12 protein-coding genes, 3 tRNA genes and 3 pseudogenes are annotated in these 23,176 nt (G+C 69.7%); 7 read left to right on the plus strand and 11 right to left on the minus strand.

From position 1 onward, the window contains the following. Nucleotides 1-96: 96 nt before the first annotated feature. Nucleotides 97-2,004 carry a protein kinase domain-containing protein gene (locus tag ACZ4YY_RS06630; RefSeq protein WP_468284526.1) on the plus strand — a complete coding sequence of 636 codons (1,908 nt, stop codon included), beginning with the start codon at nt 97-99 and terminating at the stop codon, nt 2,002-2,004. On the opposite strand, the gene ACZ4YY_RS06635 is transcribed toward ACZ4YY_RS06630, so the two are convergent. Beyond that, on the minus strand, nt 1,987-4,212 hold the full coding sequence (locus ACZ4YY_RS06635; protein ID WP_468284528.1) for an eCIS core domain-containing protein: 2,226 nt from the start codon (nt 4,210-4,212) through the stop codon (nt 1,987-1,989). The two genes, ACZ4YY_RS06630 and ACZ4YY_RS06635, sit on opposite strands and share 18 nt — an antisense overlap. 177 nt (nt 4,213-4,389) lie before the next feature. On the opposite strand from ACZ4YY_RS06635, the pseudogene ACZ4YY_RS06640 reads away from it, so the two are divergent. Continuing rightward, nucleotides 4,390-4,623, plus strand: a pseudogene (locus ACZ4YY_RS06640) (helix-turn-helix domain-containing protein); the annotation flags it as partial. On the opposite strand, the gene ACZ4YY_RS06645 reads toward ACZ4YY_RS06640, so the two are convergent. Next, a complete protein-coding gene (locus tag ACZ4YY_RS06645) occupies nt 4,586-4,996 on the minus strand; it encodes a hypothetical protein (protein WP_468284530.1) in 411 nt (136 codons plus the stop codon). The pseudogene ACZ4YY_RS06640 and the gene ACZ4YY_RS06645 overlap by 38 nt on opposite strands. On the opposite strand from ACZ4YY_RS06645, the gene ACZ4YY_RS06650 reads away from it, so the two are divergent. Beyond that, nucleotides 4,995-5,363, plus strand: a complete 369-nt coding sequence (locus ACZ4YY_RS06650) for a hypothetical protein (RefSeq protein WP_468285303.1) — start codon at nt 4,995-4,997, stop codon at nt 5,361-5,363. The two genes, ACZ4YY_RS06645 and ACZ4YY_RS06650, sit on opposite strands and share 2 nt — an antisense overlap. Before the next feature lie 105 nt (nt 5,364-5,468). Here ACZ4YY_RS06650 and ACZ4YY_RS06655 read toward each other — a convergent pair whose 3' ends face one another. Together ACZ4YY_RS06655 and ACZ4YY_RS06660 are read right to left on the minus strand one after the other, a co-directional pair. Beyond that, complete coding sequence (locus ACZ4YY_RS06655) at nt 5,469-5,987, minus strand: HEAT repeat domain-containing protein (RefSeq protein ID WP_468284531.1); 519 nt, start codon at nt 5,985-5,987, stop codon at nt 5,469-5,471. After that, nucleotides 5,984-13,630, minus strand: a complete 7,647-nt coding sequence (locus tag ACZ4YY_RS06660; RefSeq protein WP_468284533.1) for a ricin-type beta-trefoil lectin domain protein — start codon at nt 13,628-13,630, stop codon at nt 5,984-5,986. The genes ACZ4YY_RS06655 and ACZ4YY_RS06660 overlap by 4 nt, the downstream gene beginning before the upstream one ends. Before the next feature lie 486 nt (nt 13,631-14,116). Here ACZ4YY_RS06660 and ACZ4YY_RS06665 point away from each other — a divergent pair, with 486 nt between their 5' ends. Continuing rightward, entirely contained in the window at nt 14,117-17,320 is a 3,204-nt protein-coding gene (locus ACZ4YY_RS06665) for a DNRLRE domain-containing protein (RefSeq protein ID WP_468284535.1), read from the plus strand. A gap of 93 nt (nt 17,321-17,413) precedes the next feature. On the opposite strand, the pseudogene ACZ4YY_RS06670 reads toward ACZ4YY_RS06665, so the two are convergent. The 4 genes and pseudogenes from ACZ4YY_RS06670 to ACZ4YY_RS06685 all read right to left on the minus strand — a co-directional run. Next, a pseudogene (locus ACZ4YY_RS06670) lies at nt 17,414-17,625 on the minus strand (aminobenzoate oxygenase); the annotation flags it as partial. Next, a pseudogene (locus ACZ4YY_RS06675) lies at nt 17,619-17,780 on the minus strand (hypothetical protein); the annotation flags it as partial. The pseudogenes ACZ4YY_RS06675 and ACZ4YY_RS06670, both read right to left, overlap by 7 nt. Before the next feature lie 132 nt (nt 17,781-17,912). Further along, nucleotides 17,913-18,035, minus strand: coding sequence for a hypothetical protein (locus tag ACZ4YY_RS06680; protein WP_468284537.1), 123 nt, complete (start codon nt 18,033-18,035; stop codon nt 17,913-17,915). A 75-nt stretch (nt 18,036-18,110) separates the two neighbouring features. Then, nucleotides 18,111-18,542, minus strand: a complete 432-nt coding sequence (locus ACZ4YY_RS06685; RefSeq protein ID WP_266378396.1) for a hypothetical protein — start codon at nt 18,540-18,542, stop codon at nt 18,111-18,113. 1,040 nt (nt 18,543-19,582) lie between these two features. Between ACZ4YY_RS06685 and ACZ4YY_RS06690 the strand changes: the two genes are divergently transcribed. Beyond that, nucleotides 19,583-20,296, plus strand: coding sequence for a hypothetical protein (locus ACZ4YY_RS06690; RefSeq protein WP_468284539.1), 714 nt, complete (start codon nt 19,583-19,585; stop codon nt 20,294-20,296). A 204-nt stretch (nt 20,297-20,500) separates the two neighbouring features. Here ACZ4YY_RS06690 and ACZ4YY_RS06695 read toward each other — a convergent pair. From ACZ4YY_RS06695 to ACZ4YY_RS06705, 3 genes are all read right to left on the minus strand, one after another. Continuing rightward, a tRNA-Ile gene (locus tag ACZ4YY_RS06695) sits at nt 20,501-20,577 on the minus strand. Nucleotides 20,578-20,755: 178 nt separating this feature from the next. Continuing rightward, nucleotides 20,756-20,828 (minus strand) — tRNA-Asn (locus ACZ4YY_RS06700). 5 nt (nt 20,829-20,833) lie between these two features. Next, nucleotides 20,834-20,906: transfer RNA gene (locus tag ACZ4YY_RS06705), tRNA-Asn, on the minus strand. 159 nt (nt 20,907-21,065) lie between these two features. On the opposite strand from ACZ4YY_RS06705, the gene ACZ4YY_RS06710 reads away from it, so the two are divergent. Next, complete coding sequence (locus ACZ4YY_RS06710; RefSeq protein WP_468284541.1) at nt 21,066-21,371, plus strand: YtxH domain-containing protein; 306 nt, start codon at nt 21,066-21,068, stop codon at nt 21,369-21,371. 72 nt (nt 21,372-21,443) lie between these two features. Beyond that, on the plus strand, nt 21,444-22,898 hold the full coding sequence (locus tag ACZ4YY_RS06715; RefSeq protein ID WP_468284542.1) for an FGGY family carbohydrate kinase: 1,455 nt from the start codon (nt 21,444-21,446) through the stop codon (nt 22,896-22,898). Nucleotides 22,899-23,176 lie beyond the last annotated feature (278 nt).

A 23,176-nucleotide genomic window follows, 5' to 3' on the forward strand; every position in this document is an offset into this window, starting at 1 on the left:
AGTGAGGGGAAACCCTGACCGTACGCCGGGGCTGGGCTAGCCTCTTCTTCTCTTGAGGGCGAACTGGCGTACGTAGAAAACCATTTCGGGGGATCTGTGGCAGAGCAGCGGCCGGTGCCACCGGGCTCGACGACGGGCGCGGCGGCGCTCCGGCAGGCGGGCGCCGCCCCCCTGAGGCCCTCCGATCCCGACCGGGTCGGCCCCTACGTACCGCTGGCGCTGTTGGGCAGCGGCGGGATGGGCCGGGTGTACCTCGCCCGCCCGGTGGACGGCAGCCCCGGTCTGGTCGCGGTGAAGGTGATCAGGCCGGAGTACGCGGAGGACGCCCGCTTCCGGCATCGTTTCGCCCGCGAGGCGTCCGTCCACGCCCGGCTCCGCACCCCGCACACCCCGGGGCTGGCCGGCACCGGCTTCCGGGACGAACTGCTGTGGATGGCCACCGAGTACCTCCCCGGCCTCGACCTCGCGGAGGCCGTGCGGGAGGACGGCGTCCTCGACCCGCCCGCGGTCTGGCTGCTGGCGGCCGAGCTGGCGCGGGCGCTCGTCGCGCTGTCCGCCGCGGGAATCGTGCACCGGGACCTGAAGCCCTCCAACGTGCTGCTGTCCGCCCGGGGCGCGCACGTCATCGACTTCGGCATCTCCAAGGCCGTGGACTCCAGCGCCATCACCGGCACCGGCAACCGGGTGGGCACCCCGGCGTACATGTCGCCGGAGCACCTGCGCACGGGCCACTCCGACACGGCGTCCGACGTGTTCTCGCTGGCCGGGACGCTGGTCTACGCGGCGACGGGCCGGGCCCCGTTCGGCGACGGCACGGGCGTCGACGTGATGCACCGGGTGGCGTTCGAGGAGCCCAACGCGGAGGTGATCGCCGCGATCGCCGCGGCGGACCCCGACCTCGGCGCCCTGCTCTCCGCCTGCCTGGCCAAGGAGCCCGCGCAACGCCCCACCCCCGAGGCCCTCCTCGAAGCGGCCGAGCCGCACACCGGCCCGCCCGACTGGCCGGAGCCGCTGGGCACCAGGGTGCGGGCCCGGCAGCAGGCGTACGAGACCCTGTACCACCTCCCGCTCGCCCCGAGGCCGACCCGCGCACCGAGCACGGGTCCGGGCCCGGAGCCCACCGGCACCCCGCACCCCGACCCGGCCGCCGCACCGGACCCCACCCACGCGTCGGCCCCCGCTCATGCGTCGGGGCCCGCCCGCATGTCGAAGGCGGCTCGCCGCCCGGAGCCGTCCAAGGCCCCGGAGCGGGTCGGGCGCGTGCCGGAAGAGGCCGCCGCCGCGCCTCACCCGGGAGGGACGGTGGAACCGCCGCACCGTCCCGAGGTGCCCGCGCGGTTACGCCGCGCCCGGCTCCGGAGGAAGCCGGTTGTGGCCGCGGCCGCGGCGCTCGCCGTGTGCACGGCGGCCACGGCCGCCGTCGTCCTCACCCGCCAGGACTCCCCCGCCTCCGCCCGACCCGCCGGGGAGGGCACCGCGTCCACCGCGGGCGCCGTCCCCGGTGGCGCCCCCGCCTCCCCGCCGCCCGGCGCCCCGTCCGTCGAGGGCGGCGCCGACGGAAGCGCCACCGACCCGGACGGCGCGGCCGGCGAGGTCTCGGACACCGAGAACGGCGGGAACCCCGCGGACACGGGCACCGCCGGGAACGCCGGACCGTCCCGCCCGCCCGCCGCCGTCGCCTCCCCCACGGCCGGCGCCGGCACCCCCACGGCCGGCCCCGCTCCCGGCACCGTGTCGCCCTCCCCCACCACCGCGCCCTGGGTCTCGGACTGCACCCACTACTCCGGCAACGGCCGCACCCGTCGCGGCGACAGCGGCAACCGCGTCCTCCAGGTGCAGTGCATGCTCACGAAACGCGGCTACGGCATCGGCGACAGCGGCGTGGACGGCGCGTTCGGCCCGGGCACGGAGTCCGCCGTCCGCGTCTTCCAGGACGATCGGGGACTCGACGCGGACGGCATCGTGGGGAAGGAGACGTGGACCGCCCTACGCCACGTGCAGTGAGAGCCGGTGGGCGATCTTCGAGGCGAAGAGATTGCGCGCCCGCAGGACGTCGGTCCTGTCGTGCTCCGTGCACAGCGCGTCGAACTCCTGCTCCACGGCGGCCCTGACCTGGTGGAACACGGTCCGGGCGGTCTCCTCCCGCGCCGCCGTCTCCTCCGCCTTCCGTTGCAGGGACTGCTTCACGCTGTCCTTCTTCTTGGTGTCCGCGGCCCCCTTCTCGTGCGCGATCCGCGCCTTCTTCGCCTCGTCCTCGGCCTGGAGGAGCCGCTCCTCCGCCTGGGTGAACCGGTGGTTGATGCTCTTCACGGAGGCGATCAGCTCGGGCGCCAGCCCTTCCTCGCTCCTGCCGGTGACGAGGTAGGCGTCGATGTTCTCCAGGTCCTCGTCGGCGAAGCCCTTGCGCAGCGAGCTTCCGTCCGGCTCCCCGCCCGTGTTCTTCAGGTTCCGGTACGCGTCCTTGTCCGCGCCGTGCCAGGCGGCGTGCTTCTGCGCGTCCTTCTGTTCGTCGAGCGGCAGGGACTTCTGGTACTTGCCCGACCGGGTCGGCGGCTCGCTGACCCGGAGGCGTTCGTAGCCGGGCGCGAGGCCGCCGCCCTTGGTCCGGTCGGTGTCGTCGACCGCGTGCCAGGCCTCCATGCGGCTGCCCCCGATGACGCTGTCGGGCTCCTCCATGTACCGGACGGTGAACCCCATGAGGGCCATCGCCTCGAGGTTGCCACTGCGGAAGCCCAGGTGGCGGGTGGTTCCGGCGCGGTGCAGGTAGTCGAAGAGGAGGAACTGTCCGGTACGCGAGTCGCCGCCCCACTGCCGGACCGAGGAGTCCTTCCAGAACTCGGTGAGGTCGACCACCTTGGCGCCGAACGCCGGCACCCGCTCCGGGTCGCCGTACGTGTCCGCGATCGACCCGTACTTCGTGCCCGTCTGCTCCTGCGGCGCCGGCGCGGCGTCGCCCACGACCAGGACCGTGTCCACGCCGCTGAGTCCGGCGATGATCTGGCCCATGCCGACGTAGCTGGAGTCGTGCTCGATGTGGACCTCGCCCTTCTTGCCGCTGAACCGGGACCAGAGGACCGCGATCTTCCTGCCCTTCGCCGTCACCCCCTTTCCCGCCAGCCAGGCCTCGACCTGCCCGTCGTTGTCGTGCCCGGCTTCTCCGTCGGCCTTCAGCCCCCAGCCGGTGCGGACCTCCTCGCGCATGGCCGGGCTGAACTCGTCGCCGACGTACTTCGTCGCGTCGCCCACGGCGAGGAGTTTCTTGCCGATCGCCCCGCTGGACAGCCCCTCCGCGCCCAGGCTGTGGAAGTCCCGCTTGTACTGCGCCTGCACCGCCGCCTTCGGGTTCCCCTGGCCGACGGAGAGCAGGTGGATGCGCGCGTCGGCGATGCCGGACTCGCGGTAGAACTTGGCGATGCTCTCGGCCGGCCTGCGGTTGGTCCCCTCGAAGGTGAGATAGACGTGCCGGGTCGGGTCGTGCATCAGCATCGCGGCGATCGCGAACTGGTCCCCGGAGGCGTAGCCGGGCTGGACGAGCACCACGGGAGGCTCCTGTCCGGCCTCCGTCGCACCGCCGGCGTTCTCGTTCTCCATCCGCTGGACGGTGGGCGTCCGGGCGGTGGCGGGCCCTTCCGTCTCCCGGTCCGCCGGCCGTCGCTGGAGCGGCGCGGGGCCCTGGAGCACCCGTGCCGCGTTGGCCTCCGCCTCCCGCTCGAAGCGGTCCGAGGGGTCGGAGACCCGCAGTCCCGCCCCGTTGTCGGTACCGGCGACGGGCCCCTGGCGCTGCTGGATGACATGGGTCAGCTCATGGGCGAGGGTGTGCCGGTCCGTACCGTGGTCGCCGAGGACGATGTGACTGCCCGAGGTGTAGGCGCGGGCGCCCACGTCCGCCGCGGAGGCCCTCGCTGCGCTGTCGTCGTGGACCCGGACGTCGGAGAAGTCCGCGCCGAGGCGTGCCTCCATGTCGCTGCGGGTGGCGTCGTCGAGGGGCCGACCGGCGCTGCGCAGGACCTCGTGCACGGCGGACCGCTGCACCGGGGGCTGCTCCGCCTCGGGGTGCCCGGCTTCGCGGAGCAGTTGGACGACCGCCGCGTTCCCGGCGGTGCCCTGCAGGGCGAGCAACCGGCTGCTCTGCGTGCCGCCTCGGACGGGCGTGCGGGCCTTGGCCCGTTCGGCCCCCGCGTCGGGCTGTCGGGCATGGTCGTGGGTGTGCACAGGTCCTCTTCCGCAGTCGGAGCGCGACCCTTCCTGCTTACGCGATGAGCGGGCACCGGGACCAGGTATCCGAGGGCACCACCACCCGACCGAACGGGCAGCCCTTCAGCGCTTCGTGTCACGGCGTTCCCCCTACTTTCCACGAGGGCTCCGACCGGGACAGCCCCGTTCTCCGGGCTGAGTCCGTGTCAGTTCAGCAAGGTGATCATCGCGTTGCCGCGTGAAGGCTCGGACCCGGTCCGCAAGGGACGGCCCTGGAGCCTGCCGTTGGAGGACCGGGTCCTGTTGGTCGCCGCGTACTGGCGCACCAGCCTCACCCTGCGCCAACTCGCCCCGCTGTTCGGGGTGTCGAAGTCGGCCGCAGCCGACCGCATCATCGACCACCTCGGGCCGTCTCTCGCGCTCCAGCCAGATCGTTCAGTTGTCGCGACAGGGTTGCGCTCTCTGGGCAAGAAGCCTGTGATGCAATGTCAAGCTCACGGCAGCACCCGCTCGTTTTCGATGTGCGCGAGTACCCGCTCCAGCCAGGCCAGTGGGTCGCCCTCGACTTCGGTGCGGTTGGTCTCGTTGAACAGTTCGTGCCGTGCTTCGTGGGAGATGCGTAGATGATGTCGGTGAGGCCAGCCTGCCGGTAGCGGTCGACGAGCAGGTCACTCAGCGCGAGCCCGGCGTATCCCGTCACGTCCCAAGCCACGCTGGAGGGCGACACATGGTTCGTCACGAAGATCACAGCCGCGAGGTCGTCGAGGTAGGCCATGTAGCCCCGCAGGTCGTCGGGGGTCATGAGCGGTCCGTGGCCGGGGACGATCCACTCGGGGTCGAGGTCCAGGATCCGTGCGCAGGCAGCGGCGACACGCTCCCAGGATCTGGATCCGGATCGGCGGACCCTCCTTCCAGCCGGGCGAGTTCGCCAAGATCCTGCTCGCCGTCTCTTCTTCGCCACCTGTCTCGCCGCCAACCGCAACGCGCTCGCCTACACCGGCCGCAAGATCTGGCGACTGCAGTTCCCCACCGGCCGCGCGGTCGCCGTGGTCGTGGAGGACGCGGCGGCGAATCGCACGGACCTCTCGGGGGGCGGCAGCGCGGCGCCGATCGCGAGGGCGGTGATGGAGGAGGCGCTGCGGCTGGAGGCGGAGGCGCGGGGGTGGTGAGGCGCGCGAGTGATGCCCCGCCGCTCGACAGCCTCCGGAAACGGCGGAACGCCCGGCCGAGTTTCCTCGGCCGGGCGTTCCTGATGAAGGGCTACAGCTCCGCGGTCAGAGCTCGCCGCGGCGTGCGAGCTGCTTCAGCGCGTTCTCACGGATGATCTCGTTCTCGTCGTCACGCAAGCCCTCGAGGGCCTCCCGGGCCTCCGCGCCGGTAATGGCGCCGAGAGCCCAGATCGCCTTCACCGCGAGCGCCCGGTTCTCGTCCCAGTCCAGGTACTCGGGAACCCCGTGAGCCGCCTCGCGCAGCGCCGGCACCGCCCTGGGCGAGCGGAGCTTGCCCAGCATGCGCACGACATCCTCGTGGCGAGTGTGCCAGTCGGCACGGGACAGCTCGATCAACGGCTCCAGGAACTCCTCGCCCGAGGCGCCGGCGGCGGCCTTGACGATCAACGCCATCTCGACGTCGTCGGCGTCCCGGCGCTCCATGGCGTCCCGGAGCAGCCGGAGCGCCAGGACCCCACCGTCGGACTCGCCGAAGTGAGCGAGCACCTCGTCCAGCGTGCGCGTCCGGCCTTTACCCGGTACGAGCACCAGGCCCATGACCAGATCGCGCTCCTCAGGGGTCATCGCCTGACCACCTCCCATGCGGTGATGTTCTCGTTGAAGAGCTTGAGCGCCTTACCCCTGCCCAGGCCGATGTTGATCTGCTCGCCCTCTTGCTTAAAATGGGCGTGATTCCTGTTCCATCTTTTCACGCCCCTGATCGAGGGCATGTTCGGGTACGCCGCCCGGACCATCCCGGACTCATCCCGCACCCCGATCGCCGCGAGGGCCGCGGTGGTGCCCGGCTTCACCGTGAACTTGACGAGAACACCGTCGTAGTCCTCCGAGAACGCCTGCGTCGGGGAGGTGAACGTCTCGCCGGTCCCCGACAGACCGCCACCGTCCTTCAGGGTCTGGTAGTGCTCCTCGCTGATCGTCCGGTAGAAGGTTTCCCCGTCGGAGTCGTCACCACCACCATCGGCCTTGCCGGAGCCGCCGTTACCGCTGGAGCCACCGTTGCTGCGGGAGGAACCGCCGGACTTGCCGCCGCCTCCGCCGCCGGAGCTCTTGCCGTTGCCGGCGCTGGGCTTGCGCTGTGGCATGGAGGAGGGCTTGGGCGCCGCCTTGGCCTGGGCCTGCTTGTGGCTGTTGTTACCCGTCTTGCGCTTCGCTGCGGCTGCCGCGTCGGCCTTTCTCTTGGCTGCTTCGGCGGCCTTCTTCTTGGCCCGTTGCGCGGCCTCCTTCTTGGCCTTCTCGATGGCGGCCTTCTTGGCCTTCAAGGCTGCCGCCTCGGCGGCCTTGGCGGCCTTGAGGACGACCTCGGCGGCCTTCTTCGCCGCCTTGAACGCCTGGATGGCGGAGATCGTACGGTCGATCGCCTTGATGACCGCCGGGATCTTTCCGATCTTGCCCCAGGGAATGGCGTCGAGGATCAGGCCACCGCAGGACCACATGTCGCCGCCGAAGCACGCCATGGCGTCGTTGATGCCGATGAAGTCCTTCAGCGTCGCCCACGCGATGGAGAGGATCACCGAGGACAGCGACTTGCCCATCATGGCCTGCGCCTGGGCGACCTGCGCCGGGGACAGCCCGGCACCCTTGAGGGCCGCACCCCGCTCCGAGGCGGTCAGGGTGATCGCGAGACCGCTCGGGTCGGAGTACGTGACCGGGTTGTTCTGCGCGTACGCGTACCCGTTCAACTGCAGGGGGTCGTTCAGGTCGAGCTCCGGGTCGACGGACAGGAAGCGTCCGACCACCGGGTCGTAGAGTCGGGCACCCAGCGGCTGGAAGCCGGAGGCGTCGTTCCGCGTCTGGCCCAGGAACCCCTTGTTGGTCTGGATGTTCTGCCCTGCCCTGTCGGCACCACGCTGGTTGCCGAAGGGGTCCTGCTTGCGCACCCGCACCGGCATGCCGGTGTAAAGCGCGACCTCCGCGTACACGCTGCCCTGGTGATCCGTGGCGAGCGCGGTGAGCGTCTCGGAGCCCGTGCCGTTGGCGTAACGCAGGATCGCGCCGTCGGGCGCCGAGTAGGTGCGCTCGGTGCGGACCAGGACGCCGCCCTGCTGGACGGTGACCTGCGCCTCGCCCAGGTCCAGCGTCGCCTGCTTGCCCTGGATGGTCAGCAGGCGGCCGCCGTCGGGGCCGTAGATGTGACGGGTGTCGTTCTGCGGCAGCCACTGCTGGGCCGTGGACGCGGCGTCACAGGTGGCGAGCACGATCGGCGTCGAGTTCACGTTCGCCGCGCCCTGCACCGCGAGGCACAGGCCACCGGAGGCCGGGTGGATCAGCTGGCCGGTGGTGTTGCGCTTCAGGTGCTGGGCGCTGCTGCCGCTGCACTTCTGCAGCTGGACCGCGGAGCCCGCCGTGTTGGCGGCCGGCTGGAGGCACCAGTTGCCGTAGACCTTCAGGGTGCCCAGGTTCGGGTCCGTCTGCGGGGTCTGCGACGAGCCGGGAACCGGCTCGAACTGCCAGCTCTGCGCCACCGTGCCGTTGCAGGTGTACAGCTGGATCGGCTGGGCGGCCGACGCGAGACCCGACTTCAGGTCGAGGCACTTCTGGCCGAGACCCACGTACGGGCTCTTGCCACCGGTGCCCTGGCCGGTGATCCGGTCCACCTGACCGTCGTAGGTCCAGCTCAGTTCCTGCTTGTCACCGTTCTCGACCGAGGTGATCGACTTGGTCTCACCGGTCAGCTCGTACAGCCGCGTGGCCTCGGCCTTGACCTGCTGACCCGCGGGGGTCGTGTAGGTCTTCGACACCTTGGTCAGCGTGTGCGGCTGGCTGCCGTCGGCCTTGCCGTAGGCATAGGTGCTGACGGCGTCCTTGGCGGTGTTGCCGGAGAGGTCCTTCTCGGTGAGCTTGGTGCGGTTGCCGAGCAGGTCGTACTCGTACTCCTGCCAGTAGCCGGAGCCGTCGGTGCCGGAGACGGCGTTGAGCGTGCCGTCGGTGTTCTTCGGCGTGGTGCAGCCCTGCGTCGCCGCTTCCTTGTTGGTCCAGGCGGACTTCAGCTGACCCATCGGGTCGTAGATGAAGCACTGCCGCTCGTCGATCCCGACGGACTTCTCCTGGATCGAGGTGACGTTGCCAGCCGGGTCGTAGGTGTAGGCCCGGTCCGAGACCAGGGTGCCGTCGACGAGGCTCCTGTCGGCGGTCGTGTCGTTGGGGCCGCCCTTCTCGCGGTGGACTGACTGTCCCTTGAGCTCACCGCTGCTCTCGTCGTACGTGTTCTGCGTCCACACCCGGTACGGCATCGCGCCGAGGGTGGAACGGAGCACCTCGCCGTAGGGCGAGTAGACGGTCTCGGAGCCGTACCAGTCCTTTCCGGAGATCGAGAGCGGCTTGCCGTCCTTGTTGTAGCGGACGATCAGCTTCTCACTGGCGAACTTGCCCACCGCGGGAAGGGTGGTCTCGTTCAGCATGCCGTTGTCGGAGTACACGTAGTCGTACGTGTAGTCCTTGGCGAAGCCCCACGTGTCGACGATGGACTGCGGCAGGGACAGGGTGGTCGAGGTCGGCTGGTAGTCCTTCGTGTAGCCGTTGACCTTCTGCGTGTACGCCAGCGTGTCCGTGTAGCGGGTGGCGGTGGCGGGCATGCCCTTGCCGCCCGGAACGGTGTCGTAGGTGAGGTCGGTCAGGACTTTGCCGGTGGAGCTGTTCTCACGCGTCTGGATCGGCCGCGACAGCTCGTCGTAGCCGTTCCAGGTCTTGACGCCACGGCCGTTGGTCGTGGTCAGCGGACGGTCGAAGGAGTCGTACTCGATCCGGGTCGTGCCCTTGTCCGGGTCGGTCGTGGTCTCCAGGTTGCCGCGGTTGTCGTACGTCCAGGTCCACGGGTGCGTCGGGTCCGCCGAGGCGGTCGCCTTCACGGGCTGGCCCTGCGTGTCGTACTCGTAGCGCGTCGACGTGAAGCCGCCCGGCGCCGCGGGGTTGAACGTGTCCGTCCGGACGGTGCGGCCCAGCGCGTCGGTCCAGACGCGGTAGGTCGAGTCGCCCTGCGGCTGGATGACCTTCGACCAGTCCGAGCCGTACTCGTAGCGGACGGCCTTCTCCGGGACCTCCTGCGAGATGGCCTCGGTCGTGCCCGTGAGCTTGACCTTGAGGACCGGCATCTCGGTGAGGACGCGGCCGAGGCCGTCGTACGTGTACCGGGTGATGTTCGGGACGGCGGTGTCCGCCAGCGGGGTGAACAGCTCGCCGGTCGGGGCGTCCTGGTTCAGGTAGGCGTTGTTGGTCTGGTAGATCTCACCGGCGTTGTTGTACAGCGTGTCGGTGATCAGACGGCCGCCGCCGTCCGCCTCCTCCTGCGACTGCCGCTCGCGGCCTAGACCGTCGTAGATCGTGACGGACTTCTCGACCCGGTCCTCGTAGCCACGCGTGTACGTGGTGACGTACGGAGGCTTGCGGATCTTGCCGCCGTTCGGGTCGCTCGGGTCCGGCTCCTCGGCCGGGACGACGTACTCGGCCCTGAAGTCCGGGACGCCCGAACCCGGGGTGCGGCCCGGGGCCCAGGCCTCGGCCAGACGGCCCAGCGGATCGAACAGCGCCTCGCTCACGTGCCCGTTCGGGTCCGTGGTCTTGACCGTGGTGGCGCGGCCCGGCTCCAGCTCCTGGATCTGGCTGTGGCCGAGCACATTGGTCGTGGTGATCTTGAAGACCTGGCCCGTGGCCGGTCCGATGGGATCGTAGCTGATCGTGGAGGACTTCGGAGGCACCTTGGCCAGCTGCTCCGCGTTGGTCTGCCGGATCACCCGGCCGATCTCGTCGAAACCGGTGGTGCCGTTGGTCTGGAAGGCGGTGCCGGTGCGGTTCAGCGACCACGACTCGGTGGCCAGGGCGCGGGTGGTGGAGATGAGCGACGTCTGGTTCGCGTCGAACGGCTGGCCGTCGTAGGCCGTACGCTGCGCCCCGCTGAGGGTGGACAGGTTGGTCCAGTTAGCGTTCGCGCAGGTCGTCGGGGACACCAGGACCTGCTTGGACAGACCGATCAGGTTTTTGTCCGTGCGGTGCAGGTACTCCAGCTTGGTGCAGGACTCGTCACCGGTCTTGGTGGGATCGGCGTCCCCAAGGGACTCCACCAGCGTCGGCAGACCGTACGTCGACTCGTAGGTCGTGTGGGTCTTGACCGTCCGCAGCGTCCGCGTGTCGTCACCCGTTCCCGAGGACTTCGTGTACGCGACCTCCTCGGGCTCCGTGACCCGCCACGCCTTCAGCGGGGTGAGCCCGTCGCCGAGTTCGCGGCTGGCGAGCTCCGTCGCCTGCGGGATCGTGATGCTGCGGGTGAGCCAGTTGGTGTCCAGGGCCGTCGCGTTGGAGTAGGACAGCTCCTCGGCGATGCGGCCGGCGAAGGCCTCACGGTCGTACACGGGCTGGCCGTTGTACGTGATCGTGTTGCCGTGGATGTCCTTCATGGGGACGGTGTCGCCCATGCCGCGGTAGAAGCGGGTGACGGCCTTGGTCTTCGGGGCGTCGGCGCCGGGGAGCTCCTCGGCGGGCGTGGTGCCCTCACCGCTGTCGGCCGTGGCCTTGCGCTCGCCCGTGGTGACCGTGGTCTGCTCGAAGCCGGCGAACTGCGAGTAGGTCCGGGTGGACTTCTTCGTGAACTCGGCCTCGGCCAGCTTCCAGCCGGCGTTCTTGTAGTCGTACCCGGTCAGCGTCGAGTACGAGCCGTCGACGTTCGGCAGCTCCTCGATCGTGTCGACGACGTACTTGTTGAACCAGTCGATGTCCTCGATCTCGGCGTCCGGGTGCCAGAACACCGGGTAGCAGAGACGGGTGTTGGACTTCAGCGCGGCGGTCTCGGTCTTGCCCGGCAGGCCGGTGCTGTCCTGGCACGCGGTCTCGCGGCGCTTGTAGGTGACGACCGTCTCGCCGCCGTACTCGTTGACGACACGCGCGATGCGCAGACGCGAGAAGCCGGGTCGCGGATCCGTCGCGGCGCTGCCGCGGTAGACGCGGTTGGGCATGTCGTCGGAGTTCGACTCGAACCGCACCGCGTTCAGCTTCACCGAGGCGTCGGTGGAACCGTTGCGGGCGTAGCCGGTGCGCTGGATCGACTCCAGCCAGAGCGCGGTGTTGGCGCCGGTCTTCAGGACCGGGAAGCTCTGCTTGAGCTGGTACTCGTCGACGACCTGGCGCGCGGTGGTGTCGGTACGACGCTGCGCCGAGGTGCTGATCTTGTCCAGGCGCTTGCGGGTCCAGAACGTCGGGCCGGCGTTCCAGCACTTGCGGGTGTACGTCGAGGTGACGGCCTTGCAGTTCAGGTCGGCCGGGGTGTCGTACCAGATGCGGTACTTGCCCGGGTCCTTGTCCGTGAACTCCGCTTCCGAGCAGGTCAGACCGGCCTCGGGGTAGCAGCGCTCGGCGACGGTGAAGCCGACGCGGGCCGGGGCCGCCGCGGAGAAGATCGATTCCTTGCGCTGGCCGTAGTAGATGTGCGACAGGTAGCCGCCGCGGTGGTACTTGACCGGGCCCTTGAAGTAGAAGTTCTTCGCGTAGTAGTTCTCCTCGCGCTCCCAGAAGAGGGACATGGCGTTGCCGTGGATGTCCTCGACGTAGTCGAGGTTCCACCGCCAGGCCTGGAGGCAGGAGGAGCTCTTCCAGTTGGTGGTCCCCGCGCCCGCGTAGCAGGGCTCGCCCGAGTGGTTGCCGTACACCGGCACCGAGAGGACGGAGTCGGTGTACGGGTCGTCGGTGGCGGCGCCGTTGTCCGACCAGCCCGGGAGCTTGTTCAGACCGAAGTGGTAGCGGGTGCCGTCCTTGGTCGTGACGACCCAGTACTCGCCGTCCGCGTCCTTCAGTACGCCCGAACGCGGGTCCTTGGACGGGTCCTTGAGCCGCTCGATCTTCGAGCCGTCACCGTTGGCGGTGAACCACTGGCCGACGGGCTTGCCGTCGGTGCCGAGCGGGCCCTTGTCCTTGTCCCAGACCAGCTCGGTGGTCATGCCGCCCAGTGAGAGGGTGGCGTTCTCCGAGCCCCAGCACAGGTCGGCGGTCTTGTGGTCGGTGTTGTTGGCCCCGGCCCGCTTGGAGTCCTGGCGGCAGTTGTTGTACGACCGGGTGATCGAGCCCGGGTTGTAGTCCCAGCCGTCGCCGATCCAGGAGGCCTGGTTGTTCGACGCCGAGGTGCGGCCGTCGACCGTCTGCGAGTTGTACGACAACGCGACCTTCGGCATCAGACCGCCGGCGGTCTCCGGGACCTGCACCTGGTACGAGTAGGTGAAGGCACCGTTCGAAGAACCCGCCGCCCAGGAACCGGAGGACAGCAGCGGCGAGGCGGTGAAGTCACCGGACGCCGAGGAGCCGGTGTCCATCGCGCCGACGACCTGGCGGCCCGAGGCGCCCACGTTCGACGTGAAGGCGGCCTTGCGCACGGAGGCGCCCGAGGCCGTCGACGGGGCGTCCTCGTTCGGCAGCAGGTTCGCGACCGGAACCGTGCCGGAGAGGATCTGGCGGGTCGCGGCGTTCTTGGTCTTGCCGGACGTCGCCTTCAGCTTGGTCTTGGCCGCCGGCACCTCCTTGACGGTGCTGCGCAGCCGCTCGACCTCGACGTCCGGCTCGGCCCGGACCGACATGGTCTGGATGCCCGTGTCCGGAGCACAGTCGCCGCTCTCCGGGGAGTCGACGACGCAGCTGGGCAGCAGGACGAGGCCGAAGCGCTCGGCGGCAAGCTGACCGTAGCGGTCCTCGAAGGCGGTCGTGTCGACGTCGACGAGCACCTGCGCCGTCGGGTCCGCCGTCACCGGCGGCACGATCTCCATGATCATGCCGGGCACGCCGGTGTCCTCGGACGTGGTCGTCGCCTTGACGGCGACCTGCCAGTCACCGGCGATGGTCGCCGGGTCCTGACCCACGGGCACACCGACACCGACCGGCAGGAGCGCCTGGGTGGTCGTGTTCTTGACCTGGACCGTGGTGCCCGGCGTGGCCGTCGACGGGTTCGCCTGGCCGGCATCCGCCGCCCAGGGGTCCGTGGCGACCGGTGCGTAGGCCGTGATCGGGTTCTCCGGCGCCGTGCTCAGCGTCTTCGGAGCCTGCGCGTTGTCGGCGAGCGTGGTGCTCGGCGGAATGTCGGGGAGGTCGACCTCAGAGGTCGTCTCCTCACGGGACATCCCGGGCCCGGGCACCGCCAGGGCCTGCGAGCCCAGGCTGGTCACCGTCAACGTCGAGGACAGCAATAGGACGATCGCCGTGCGGCTTCGCCGACGGCGCCGTCGTTGTGACTCTGTCATGGCTAGGCGATGCCGCCCCAGCCATGACAGTGGACCTGAAGCACGCATACGCGTCGACTCCCACCCAGACGAACAAGACAACGGAGGTGCGGAAACACCAAAGAGCACGCGTCTGGATCAGGCGCGTGCGTGCGCACTCTCTGTCATGTTCGCCACACTCGCAAGATCGCTGAAAGTGAACAGAGTGGTCTCGATGTGAGATTCACCACGGTGCAATCGCAAGCAGACTGCCGCACTGCCGGCCTTTACCGCGGATGAGGCGTCGAGGGCAAACGGAGCATAGTACTCCATCAAATCACCTGAATGCCGACGCCTTTACGATGCGTCAGATTCTGGCACGGCGACACATAACGTCTTCATAAATCCTTCAAAAATGGACGCCGCATGACCTTCGTGTGATCGTGTGCGCACCTATGCCCCGTGGTCTGAGCCACGGGGCTGTCTGTGCTGTCCGAAATCCTCTGGTTCCTACGGGAGTAGACCGCCGTGCCAGCGCCGCATCGTCTTCTCAGCCCATTCGTGCGCACGCGCGCACGGTTGAGCCTCACTCTCGGCCTTGTCCTGGCCGCACTCATCGCCGCGCTCCTGCCCTGGTGGCAGCCGAGCGGGCCCACGACCGCCAAGGGCGGCACGTCCACCGACGCCCGTCAGGCGTCGACCGGTCCGCACGACGAGGCCGCTGCCGCGGCCGAGGCCAGGCGGACCGGGAAGAAGGTGCTCGTCGACACGGCGACCACCGAGAACCAGCTCATCTGGGCACTGCCGAACGGCAAGATGCGCACCCAGATCGACGCCCAGCCGCAGCGTGCGAAGAACGCCCAGGGCAAGTGGGCGCCGATCGACACCACGCTGCGCCGGACGAAGGGTGCCGGTTCGCTGAGCATCCGTCCGGTGAACGCGGTCGTGCCGGTGCGTTTCGCCGACGGTACCCGGTCCGCGGACCGCGCCGACCGTTCGTTCGTCCGCGCCCCGCTGGCCGGCGAGACCGTCCTCGCCGAGGTCGACCTGAACGGCCACACCGTCGCGTACACCTGGCCGGGCACCCTGCCCGTGCCGGTGCTCGACGGCCCGCGCGCCCTCTACCCCGAGGTGTTCCCGGGTGTCGACCTGCTGCTGGTCGTGCGCGCCGAGGGCGGCTTCGGCCAGCTTCTCATCGTCAAGGACGAGCAGGCCGCCCGGAACAAGGACCTCGCGACCGTCTCGTACGGGCTGCGCTCGAAGACGGCCGTGTTCCGTCAGGACACGAAGGCCAACCGGATCCAGGTCCTCGGCAAGGACGGCAAGGAGGCCGGCAGCATCCCGACCCCGTTCGCCTGGGACTCGGCCGGCCGCGACCCCGAACTGCCCCCGGGCAGCCCGCAGCGCACCTCCGTGGCCACCACGGCCGACGTGCTGAAGCTGTCGGGCCTGACGGGCATCGAGCCCGGCGCGAAGTCCGCCCAGCTCCCCGTCGTCCTCGACGGTGACGGCACCGGCTCCGCGACGCTGAACCTGGACGTCGCGGCCACGGACCTGTTCACCGACAAGGACACGCAGTTCCCGGTCTTCATCGACCCGCCGCTCAACAGCGACTGGCTCGCCTGGACCGTGGCGTACAAGAAGTACCCGAACTCCAGCTTCTGGAACGGTACGAACTTCTCCTCCGGCACCTCCGACGCCCGCGTGGGCTACGAGAGCGACACCGGCGGTCTGGCCCGCTCCTTCTGGCGGATGAGGTTCTCCACCAGCTACGAGGGCGCCAAGTTCGACTGGGCCACATTCAAGATCGTGAACAACCACTCCTGGTCCTGCACCGAGCGGCAGATGGAGTTCTGGCTGACGGGCGGCATCTCCTCGGGTACGACGTGGAACGCGCAGCCGAGCTGGTCGAGGGTGCTGCAGAAGAAGTCCTTCGCACACGGCTGGTCCTCGTCCTGCCCGGACGCGTGGGAGTCGTTCACCGTGACGTCGGCGGCCCAGGAGGCCGCGGACAAGGGCTGGTCGAGCATCACCCTCGGCATGCGGGCCACGTCCGAGACCGACACCCAGACCTGGCGCAAGTTCGCCGCGACCGGTGCCCGGATCGAAGGCGAGTTCAACCGCGCGCCGAACCAGCCGACATCCGGTACCTCCTCCCCGGGTGGTGCCTGTGTGGCCGGTCCGACGAACAGCATGCTGATCGGCCGGACGACCATCACGCTGAAGGCCAAGGGCTCCGACCCGGACGGCGCCGTTCCCAAGCTGCGGTTCCGTTTCTGGAAGTCGACGGACACCACCAAGAAGGAGTACGTCGCCACCGCGGACAGCACCGGATACGGCCAGATGGTCATCCAGGCGACGGACCCGCTGCTGAGCGGCATCACCACGAACACCCTCTACAAGTGGGACGTGCGCTCCGAGGACTCCACGTACCCGGCCGCGGGCTCCACCTCGTCCTTCTTCCCGAACGGCAGCGAGCCGTGCCAGATCACCGTCGACCCGATCGCCCCGCCGCAGCCGGACATCACCAGCACGGTGTTCACCGAGGCCACTTCGGACGGCAAGACCTGGGCGCAGGTGAACTTCGGCAAGCCCGGTGACTTCACCTTCACCGCCGCCGGTGCGTCGAAGTTCCGGTACGGCTACGAGGGCCAGGGCTACGTCGACGCGCCGCCCCCGGTCAACGGCAAGGTCACCATCACCGGTGTCACCCCGCCGCACGCCGGACCCGTCACGATCAACGTCTACGCCTACGACTCCAACGGCAACCCGAGCATCCGCGGCGACTACAGCTTCTACCTGCCGCCGCGTGACACCGCCGACGGCCCGATGGACACAGGCGGCGACAACATCGCCGACCTGATCGTCCTCCACGCGGACGGCAAGCTGCGGAACTGTGTCGGCGCCCCCGCCGACCCGGCCGTCCCCGGCACCGGCGGTGAGCTGTACAACTGCCTCGCCGCGTCCTACGTCACCGCCGGCAAGAAGATCGACCCGGCGAACCACTGGATCGACGCCGCCAGCACGCCGTCGCTGATCGCGCACTACAACGACGCCTACCCGGGGGACGGGTCGACCGACCTGTTCGCCGTCACCCCGGACAAGCAGTTCTGGCTCTACCCGGGCGACGGCTACGGCACCTTCAACGTCGACCAGCGCATGAAGATCCGGCTGCCGTCCAACGCCCCGGCGCCGTCCACGTGGACGCAGATGAAGGCGATCGGCGACATCACGGGTGACAAGCACCCGGACATCGCCCTGCGCGCGGGCACCGCGTTCTGGATCCTCTCCGGCTACACCGGCGGCAGCTTCCAGTCCGCCACGCTCATGGAGGGCGCCGCCTGGGCCACCACCGCTCGCGACATCGTCAACATCGCGGACATGAACAAGGACAACACGCCCGACCTGCTGTGGCGGAACGTGTCCAACGGCAACATGTACGTCCGCCACGGCAAGCCCGGCCCGGTCGCCGGCAGCGTCGACCTGGAGTCGATCAAGCTCGCGGCCAACTCGGTCAACGGTGACGTGCCGTTCGGCACCAACTGGACCGCGACCAACATCACCGCCGCGATCGGCATCCCCGACGTCAACAAGGACGGGGTGCCCGACATCTGGGCCCGCGACGGCGCCACCGGCAACATGAAGCTGTACAACCCGTCCACCACCAACACCAACGCCCCGGTCAAGACGGTCCTGTCCTCCGACTGGAGCACTGTCAAGGCGTTCGGCTGATCCCGGCCGCCCGCTGACGACACCGAGCCCCCGGCGCCATCCGGCGCCGGGGGCTCACCCCATTTCACGTACGGCCACGAGACCGCGCTCCGGCTACGAGACGGCCCCGCCCTCCGCGATCGCCTCCGACACCTCCGCCACGCGCTCCTGCTCCTCAACGGCGAACCGCTTCCGGTCCAGCGCCTCCGCGATCTCCTCGTCCTGGGTCATCAGCAGGTCCAGGTTGGAGTCGCCCAGGTCGAAGACGCCCATGTCGAGATAGGTTTCTGGAGGCGCTCGCCCCACAGGCCGATGTCCTTCACGCACCTTCCAGATTGAGCCGGGGCGCGTTGCGGTGGTCGATCACGCCCGGTACGCCGGGCATGGCCAGCACGGCGGAGGTGTCGAGGTCGCGGATGCGTCCGCGGGTCACCGTGGAGGTGACGACCCAGCCGTGCGCCAGTTCGCTCATCGGCTCGTCCGCGGCGTAGCGTCGAGATCAATCTGGGTCACCGACATCGGACACCTCCAGCATCCACGTGCACAGGACAGCGACACTCTGCTCGACGTCCTGCGCAAGGTCTGGGACCCGCAGGCTGAACCGAGTTTTTGATCACTGGTCGCCGATGGGGTTGCGGCCGTGGGCCGCAGCGCGGAGACGGCGGATCTCTTCCTTCTCCTCGTCGGTGACCGGGTCCGTTCGTCGCTGACCGGGTCCATGTTCTGGTTGGGCCATGGGTCACCTCCCTGCGCGAGTACAAAGCCCGGCCGTCGTGGTGGCGTTGCGGCCGGGCCAGTCAGCGGCAGTCGGTCAGTCCTCACTCGCTGTCAGCTTCTCCAGCGCGGCGACCAGCTCGGTGCGCCGCTGGTCGGACGTGTTCTTCTGCTCCTGCGACGTCCAGGCGAGCGCGAACCGGTCGACCTGCCGCCAGTCGCTGCCGACCTTCTTCATTTCCTTGACCCAGTTCGCGGCGACTGCCGGCGTCTCGTACTCGTAGATCGAGACGGTGTAGGTGGCAATGAGCTGGACGCAGTCGTTCTTGTGCGGCTCTTTGCCGGCAGCCTCGTTGGAGCACAACTTTGTGTTGTCGGTCTGGTCGCCGAGGTCGACGACGCCGGTTGCGTCGGCAAGTTCGGCCGCGACTTCTTCGGCGGTGAGGCGGTCGGGCTCGTCGTTGCTGGAGCAGGCGGTAAGTGCGAGCGCGGTGATCGCTATGGCAGTGACGGTGTGGCGGTGGCGCATGTTCTCCCCAGGAACGCGGTGGTTGCGGAGGAATCATGCCGTACCCGGGACGGGATCTGTTTCCGGGCATGCCTCATCCGGTACTGCCGCGCCCATGTCCGCGACGCGGCGCACACAGCCCGGGGCTGACCTTACGCCCGCCGTCCCCCTGTATCCCGTACCCATACCCCGTGCATTCGGCCTGTGCGTGACTGATTGCCGCGCCTCGGATAGTCGTCGCACGCCCCCGCCCACGGCTCGGTGGCCGCGCCCGCATCCCCGCACTGAGGGATCCGCGGCCACGCCGTGGCACATCCCTCCGGACGGGCGCCCGACGTGCGCGGACAGCCTGCACAGGATTGCCTCCCGCCGCGCCGATACGGAAGCCCCCTGGGACGGACGACCGCTGCCAGAACTCCGCGCCCCGCTCAGTGACGCGGCGCGAACTGTCACATCGCCGGCTCCTTCGGCGCGGCCCGCCGCGCGAAGCATCGGCGCCGCTGAACTACGGCAGGCCGCACGTGAGATCCGTCTGCGGCACGGACGCAGCGATCTCGCTGTCCCGGAGGTGCCCGAGCCGCTCCCCCCTGTCGCTGCACCAACGCGGCCGGGCCGGCGGAGGCGCCTCAGCTTCACCGAAGCAGCCGAGCCCGCGGTCTCTGATCTGGAAGGAAACTGAGTCAAATGGACGGCATCGCCTTCGGACTGTTCGCGCTCTTCGGCATAGCCGGCACCGTGCTCTCCGCGCGCGAGGCCTGGCGCCATCGGGACCAAATCGAATACCGCATCGCTCGATTCACCCGGGCCGCGGCCATCGGCTTCTGTACGGTGGGCGTAATCCTGGCCGTGCCCGCAGTTGAAACCCCTGGTCGAGTCTGTGACCGGTTTGAACTAGGCGGCGAAGCTCGGCGCTCACATCTGCGCAGTACTGTGGTGCGGCAGCCTTCAACTCATGCTCGTGGACTGGTCGTACAACCAGGACGTGTTGAAGGCGAGCCTGTACGCCCACATCGCGTTCGCGGCGTGCGTCCTCACAGCAATGCTGTCGCTGGAACGGCGGCTTGGGCCTGAAGGATCAGGTCTCGGACGCCGGGTTTGAGGGCGCCGAACGGCTGCTCCACCACGCCAAGGTGATCGAACTGGAGGAGGCGCGAGACGCAGCCCACAAGGCCTGGGTACGCGCCGCAGGCAAGAAGGAGGAGCGCCGCATCACGCGCCGGGCCTACCTCGACGCCAACGCCGCGCTCAAGGAGGGCCGCAAGGGCAAGCGGAAGATCACCAGCGCCGCGACGATGCACCGCATCAACGCCACCCTCAGCTCGTTCCTGGGCAGTGGCACCAAGCGCGGCGAGTACATGACCAACTGGGCGGCGATGGTCCAGCTGCCGGCGGTCAAGCGTCCCAAGACGCTGGTCTGGACACCAGAGCGGGTCGAGGAGTGGAAGCGGACCGGCCAGAAGCCCAGCCCCCGTCATGGTCTGGACCCCGGAGCAGACCGGCCAGTTCCTCGACTTCATCAGCGACGACCGGCTGTGGGCTTCCACCGATCCGCCTGCACGACACGCGGCACCTGTCCGCCACGCTGGCGCTCCTCGGCAAGGCCGACATCAAGGTGGTCAGCGGCTCGGGCACAGCTCCCGCCAGATCACCTCGGACACGTACACGAGCGTCCTGCCTCAGCTCATGACCGCCGCGGCAGAGTCGACGAGCGCGGTCGTGCGCCGGTCCCCGCAGAAGAAGGAGACGCCTCCGAGGGAGGCACGCCGCAAGCCTGAGCCCGAGGCAGAAGAGGGCTCCGGCGAGAGGCCCGAGCCGATGAGGATGGACCGAACGAGGGTTTGCGTCCCGCCGCGTGACCAGCGTCCTCAACTTGTCCTCATGATCATGAAACTGTGATCAAGTAGGGTCGCCAAGATCCGGCCGTACGCACCCCTGACCGGCTAAGCGCCTGGCCAGAAGGTTTCTTCCCGCGTAGCGAGTGGTGGGGCGGGTGGGACTCGAACCCACGGCCGGCGGATTATGAGTCCGCTGCTCTAACCGGCTGAGCTACCGCCCCATAGCGGCGTGTCGCGTACATGTGTGCGCGCCGTCTGCCGCAGCATAGCCGCTCATACGATCTCCCGCTCCGCCTGGTCCGACGTCGCACGACCATGAGGACCGCGCCACGACCTGCGCGGTTCCCGCGCGTGGGAACCGACATGAAAAAGGACCCCGTAGGGTCCTCGATCACGATGCTCCCCCGACTGGACTCGAACCAGTAACCTGCCGGTTAACAGCCGGCTGCTCTGCCAATTGAGCTACGGAGGACCGAGCTCCCCCGACTGGACTCGAACCAGTAACCTGCCGGTTAACAGCCGGCTGCTCTGCCAATTGAGCTACGGAGGAATGCCTCGTTGCATCGAACGTACCTACCTGGGTATTCGCCAGGGGGCGGACGCTCGCTGCGACACATACATTAGCGCAAGCAGGGGGGTGCTCCGCCAATCGGTTCCCCCCGGGCACCGTTGCCGCGCCGGAGACCTACACGAGGGAAGGGTGGCCACCATGCGCTACCGGCTCACATTCGTCGTCGGACTCGCCCTGGGTTACGTACTGGGCACACGGGCCGGGCGAGAGCGCTACGAGCAGTTGAAGAAGTCCGCCCGGCAGATCGCGCAGAACCCCGCGGTGCGCAACACCGCGGAGACGGCGGCGCAGCAGAGCCGTCAGTTCGCCGGACGGGCGTACCACGTGGTCAGCGACAAGGTCGGCGACCGGATGCCGGAATCGGTCGCGGGCCGGGTGCGGTCCCTGCGGGAGCGTTCCGCGCAGCACGACGGCGCGGACGACTGGGGCACCGGCAACCCCTGAGGACCCGCGAAGCGCCGCGCGGGGGCCCCGAGCCGACACGGTCACCCCCCGCGGTGCGGCAGAATTTTCGCTATGGGGATAGTCGCCGGGTTGGACAGTTCGCCCGATTTCACTCGTATCGTCGTCTGCGACACGGACACGGGGGCCGTGCTCAGGCAGGGATATGCGCCGCATCCACTGGACGGCGCCGAGGGTGGGGGCCGTCCCTCCGACGTCGACCCGCAGGCCTGGCTGCTCTCCCTCGGGGAGGCGGCCGGCGGCGGGCTGCTCGAGGGCGTGCAGGCCATCGGGGTGTCCTCGCAGCAGAACGCCGTCGTACCGCTGGACGCGCAGGGCAACACCGTGCGGCCGGCGATGGTCGGCGGTGACAAGCGGGCACAGGTCGCGGCCGCCGATCTGGTCGACGCGCTCGGGGGGCGCGAGGCGTGGGCGCAGGCCGTGGGGTGCGTTCCGCAGGCCGCGCAGCCGGTGACCAAGCTGCGCTGGCTCGCCAAGAACGAGCCGGAGGCGGCCATGCGGACCGCCGTGCTGCTCCAGGCCCACGACTGGCTGGTGTGGCAGTTGCTCGGGCGGCCGGTGCGACGCACCACCGACCGGGGCGGGGCGTCCGGCACCGGGTACTGGTCGGCCGCCACCGGTAATTACCGGGCCGAGCTCGTGGAGCTGGCGCTCGGCCACCAGGCCATGCTGCCCGAGGTGATCGGCCCCTCCGACGCGGCCGGGACGACGCCGGAGGGTCTGCTGATCTCCGCGGGGACCGGTGAGACCATGGCCGCCGCGCTGGGGCTCGGCCTCGGGCTGGGCGACGCGGTGGTCTCGCTGGGGGCGTCCGGGTCGGTGATGGCGGTGCATCCCGAGGCGCTCGTGGACCAGAGCGGGATGATCACCTCGCTGGCGGACGCGACGGGCATGCACCTGCCGGTCGTCACCACGCTGAACGCCGTGCGGACCCTGCGCGGGGCGGCCGAACTGCTCGGGGTGCCGGACCTGGAGAGTCTGTCCGAGCTGGCGATGAAGTCGACGCCCGGGTCTCACGGGCTCGTGATGCTGCCCTACCTGGAGGGTGAGCGCACCCCCAACCTGCCGCACACGGCGGGCACGCTGGTGGGGCTGCGGCGGGAGTCGATGAAGCCGGAGCACTTCGCGCGGGCCGCCTTCGAGGGCATGCTGTGCGGGCTGGCCGACGCGCTGGACGTGCTGCGCGGGCGAGGTGTGGAGGTGCGGCGGATCTTCCTGCTGGGGGCGGCGGCCGAGCTGCCCGCCGTGCAGGCTGCGGCACCCGCGCTGTTCGGGGCGCAGGTCGTCGTACCGCAGCCCGCCGACTACGCGGCGATCGGGGCGGCGCGGCAGGCGGCCTGGGCGCTCGGGGTGTCTCAGGGGTCGCTCGACCCGCGGACGCCGCCGTCCTGGCACGGGGCGGCGGCGCAGGTGCTGGAGCCCGGCGAGGAGCTGGCCGTGGGGCAGGCGGTGCGGCAGCAGTTCGTGTCGGTGCGGGAGCAGACGCATCCGGGCGCGTTCCGCTCGTAGAACCGTCACCGCTGCGCGGGCGTTCCGCGCCCGGAGCCGACGCCTGTCGGGGCCAGCCGCGCAGGGCCTCCGGGAGGGGCGCGCCCGGCAGGGGGCCCGCCTCCGCAGGGCCCGTGCGGAGCGCGCCCGCCCCGCAGGGGATCCGCCCCACGGGGAACAGCCCGCAGCGCGCCCGCCCCGCAGGGGATCCGCCCCACGGGGAACAGCCCGCAACGGCCCGCCTCACTCGCCCCTCAGGGCAAGGGCCCGCCCCGTGGGGAGCCCGCCCCGCGCCGCAG

This window comes from Streptomyces sp. NPDC030143 (genome assembly GCF_055573695.1).

Excerpts from the sequence above, each read along its gene's own strand:
- ACZ4YY_RS06650 (WP_468285303.1), top strand. The coding sequence starts at position 4,995 with ATGAGCGGTCCGTGGCCGGGGACGATCCACTCGGGGTCGAGGTCCAGG.
- ACZ4YY_RS06645 (WP_468284530.1), bottom strand. The coding sequence starts at position 4,996 with ATGACCCCCGACGACCTGCGGGGCTACATGGCCTACCTCGACGACCTC.
- ACZ4YY_RS06655 (WP_468284531.1), bottom strand. The coding sequence starts at position 5,987 with ATGACCCCTGAGGAGCGCGATCTGGTCATGGGCCTGGTGCTCGTACCG.
- ACZ4YY_RS06660 (WP_468284533.1), bottom strand. The coding sequence starts at position 13,630 with ATGACAGAGTCACAACGACGGCGCCGTCGGCGAAGCCGCACGGCGATC.
- ACZ4YY_RS06680 (WP_468284537.1), bottom strand. The coding sequence starts at position 18,035 with ATGGCCCAACCAGAACATGGACCCGGTCAGCGACGAACGGACCCGGTC.
- ACZ4YY_RS06685 (WP_266378396.1), bottom strand. The coding sequence starts at position 18,542 with ATGCGCCACCGCCACACCGTCACTGCCATAGCGATCACCGCGCTCGCA.
- ACZ4YY_RS06710 (WP_468284541.1), top strand. The coding sequence starts at position 21,066 with ATGCGCTACCGGCTCACATTCGTCGTCGGACTCGCCCTGGGTTACGTA.
- ACZ4YY_RS06715 (WP_468284542.1), top strand. The coding sequence starts at position 21,444 with ATGGGGATAGTCGCCGGGTTGGACAGTTCGCCCGATTTCACTCGTATC.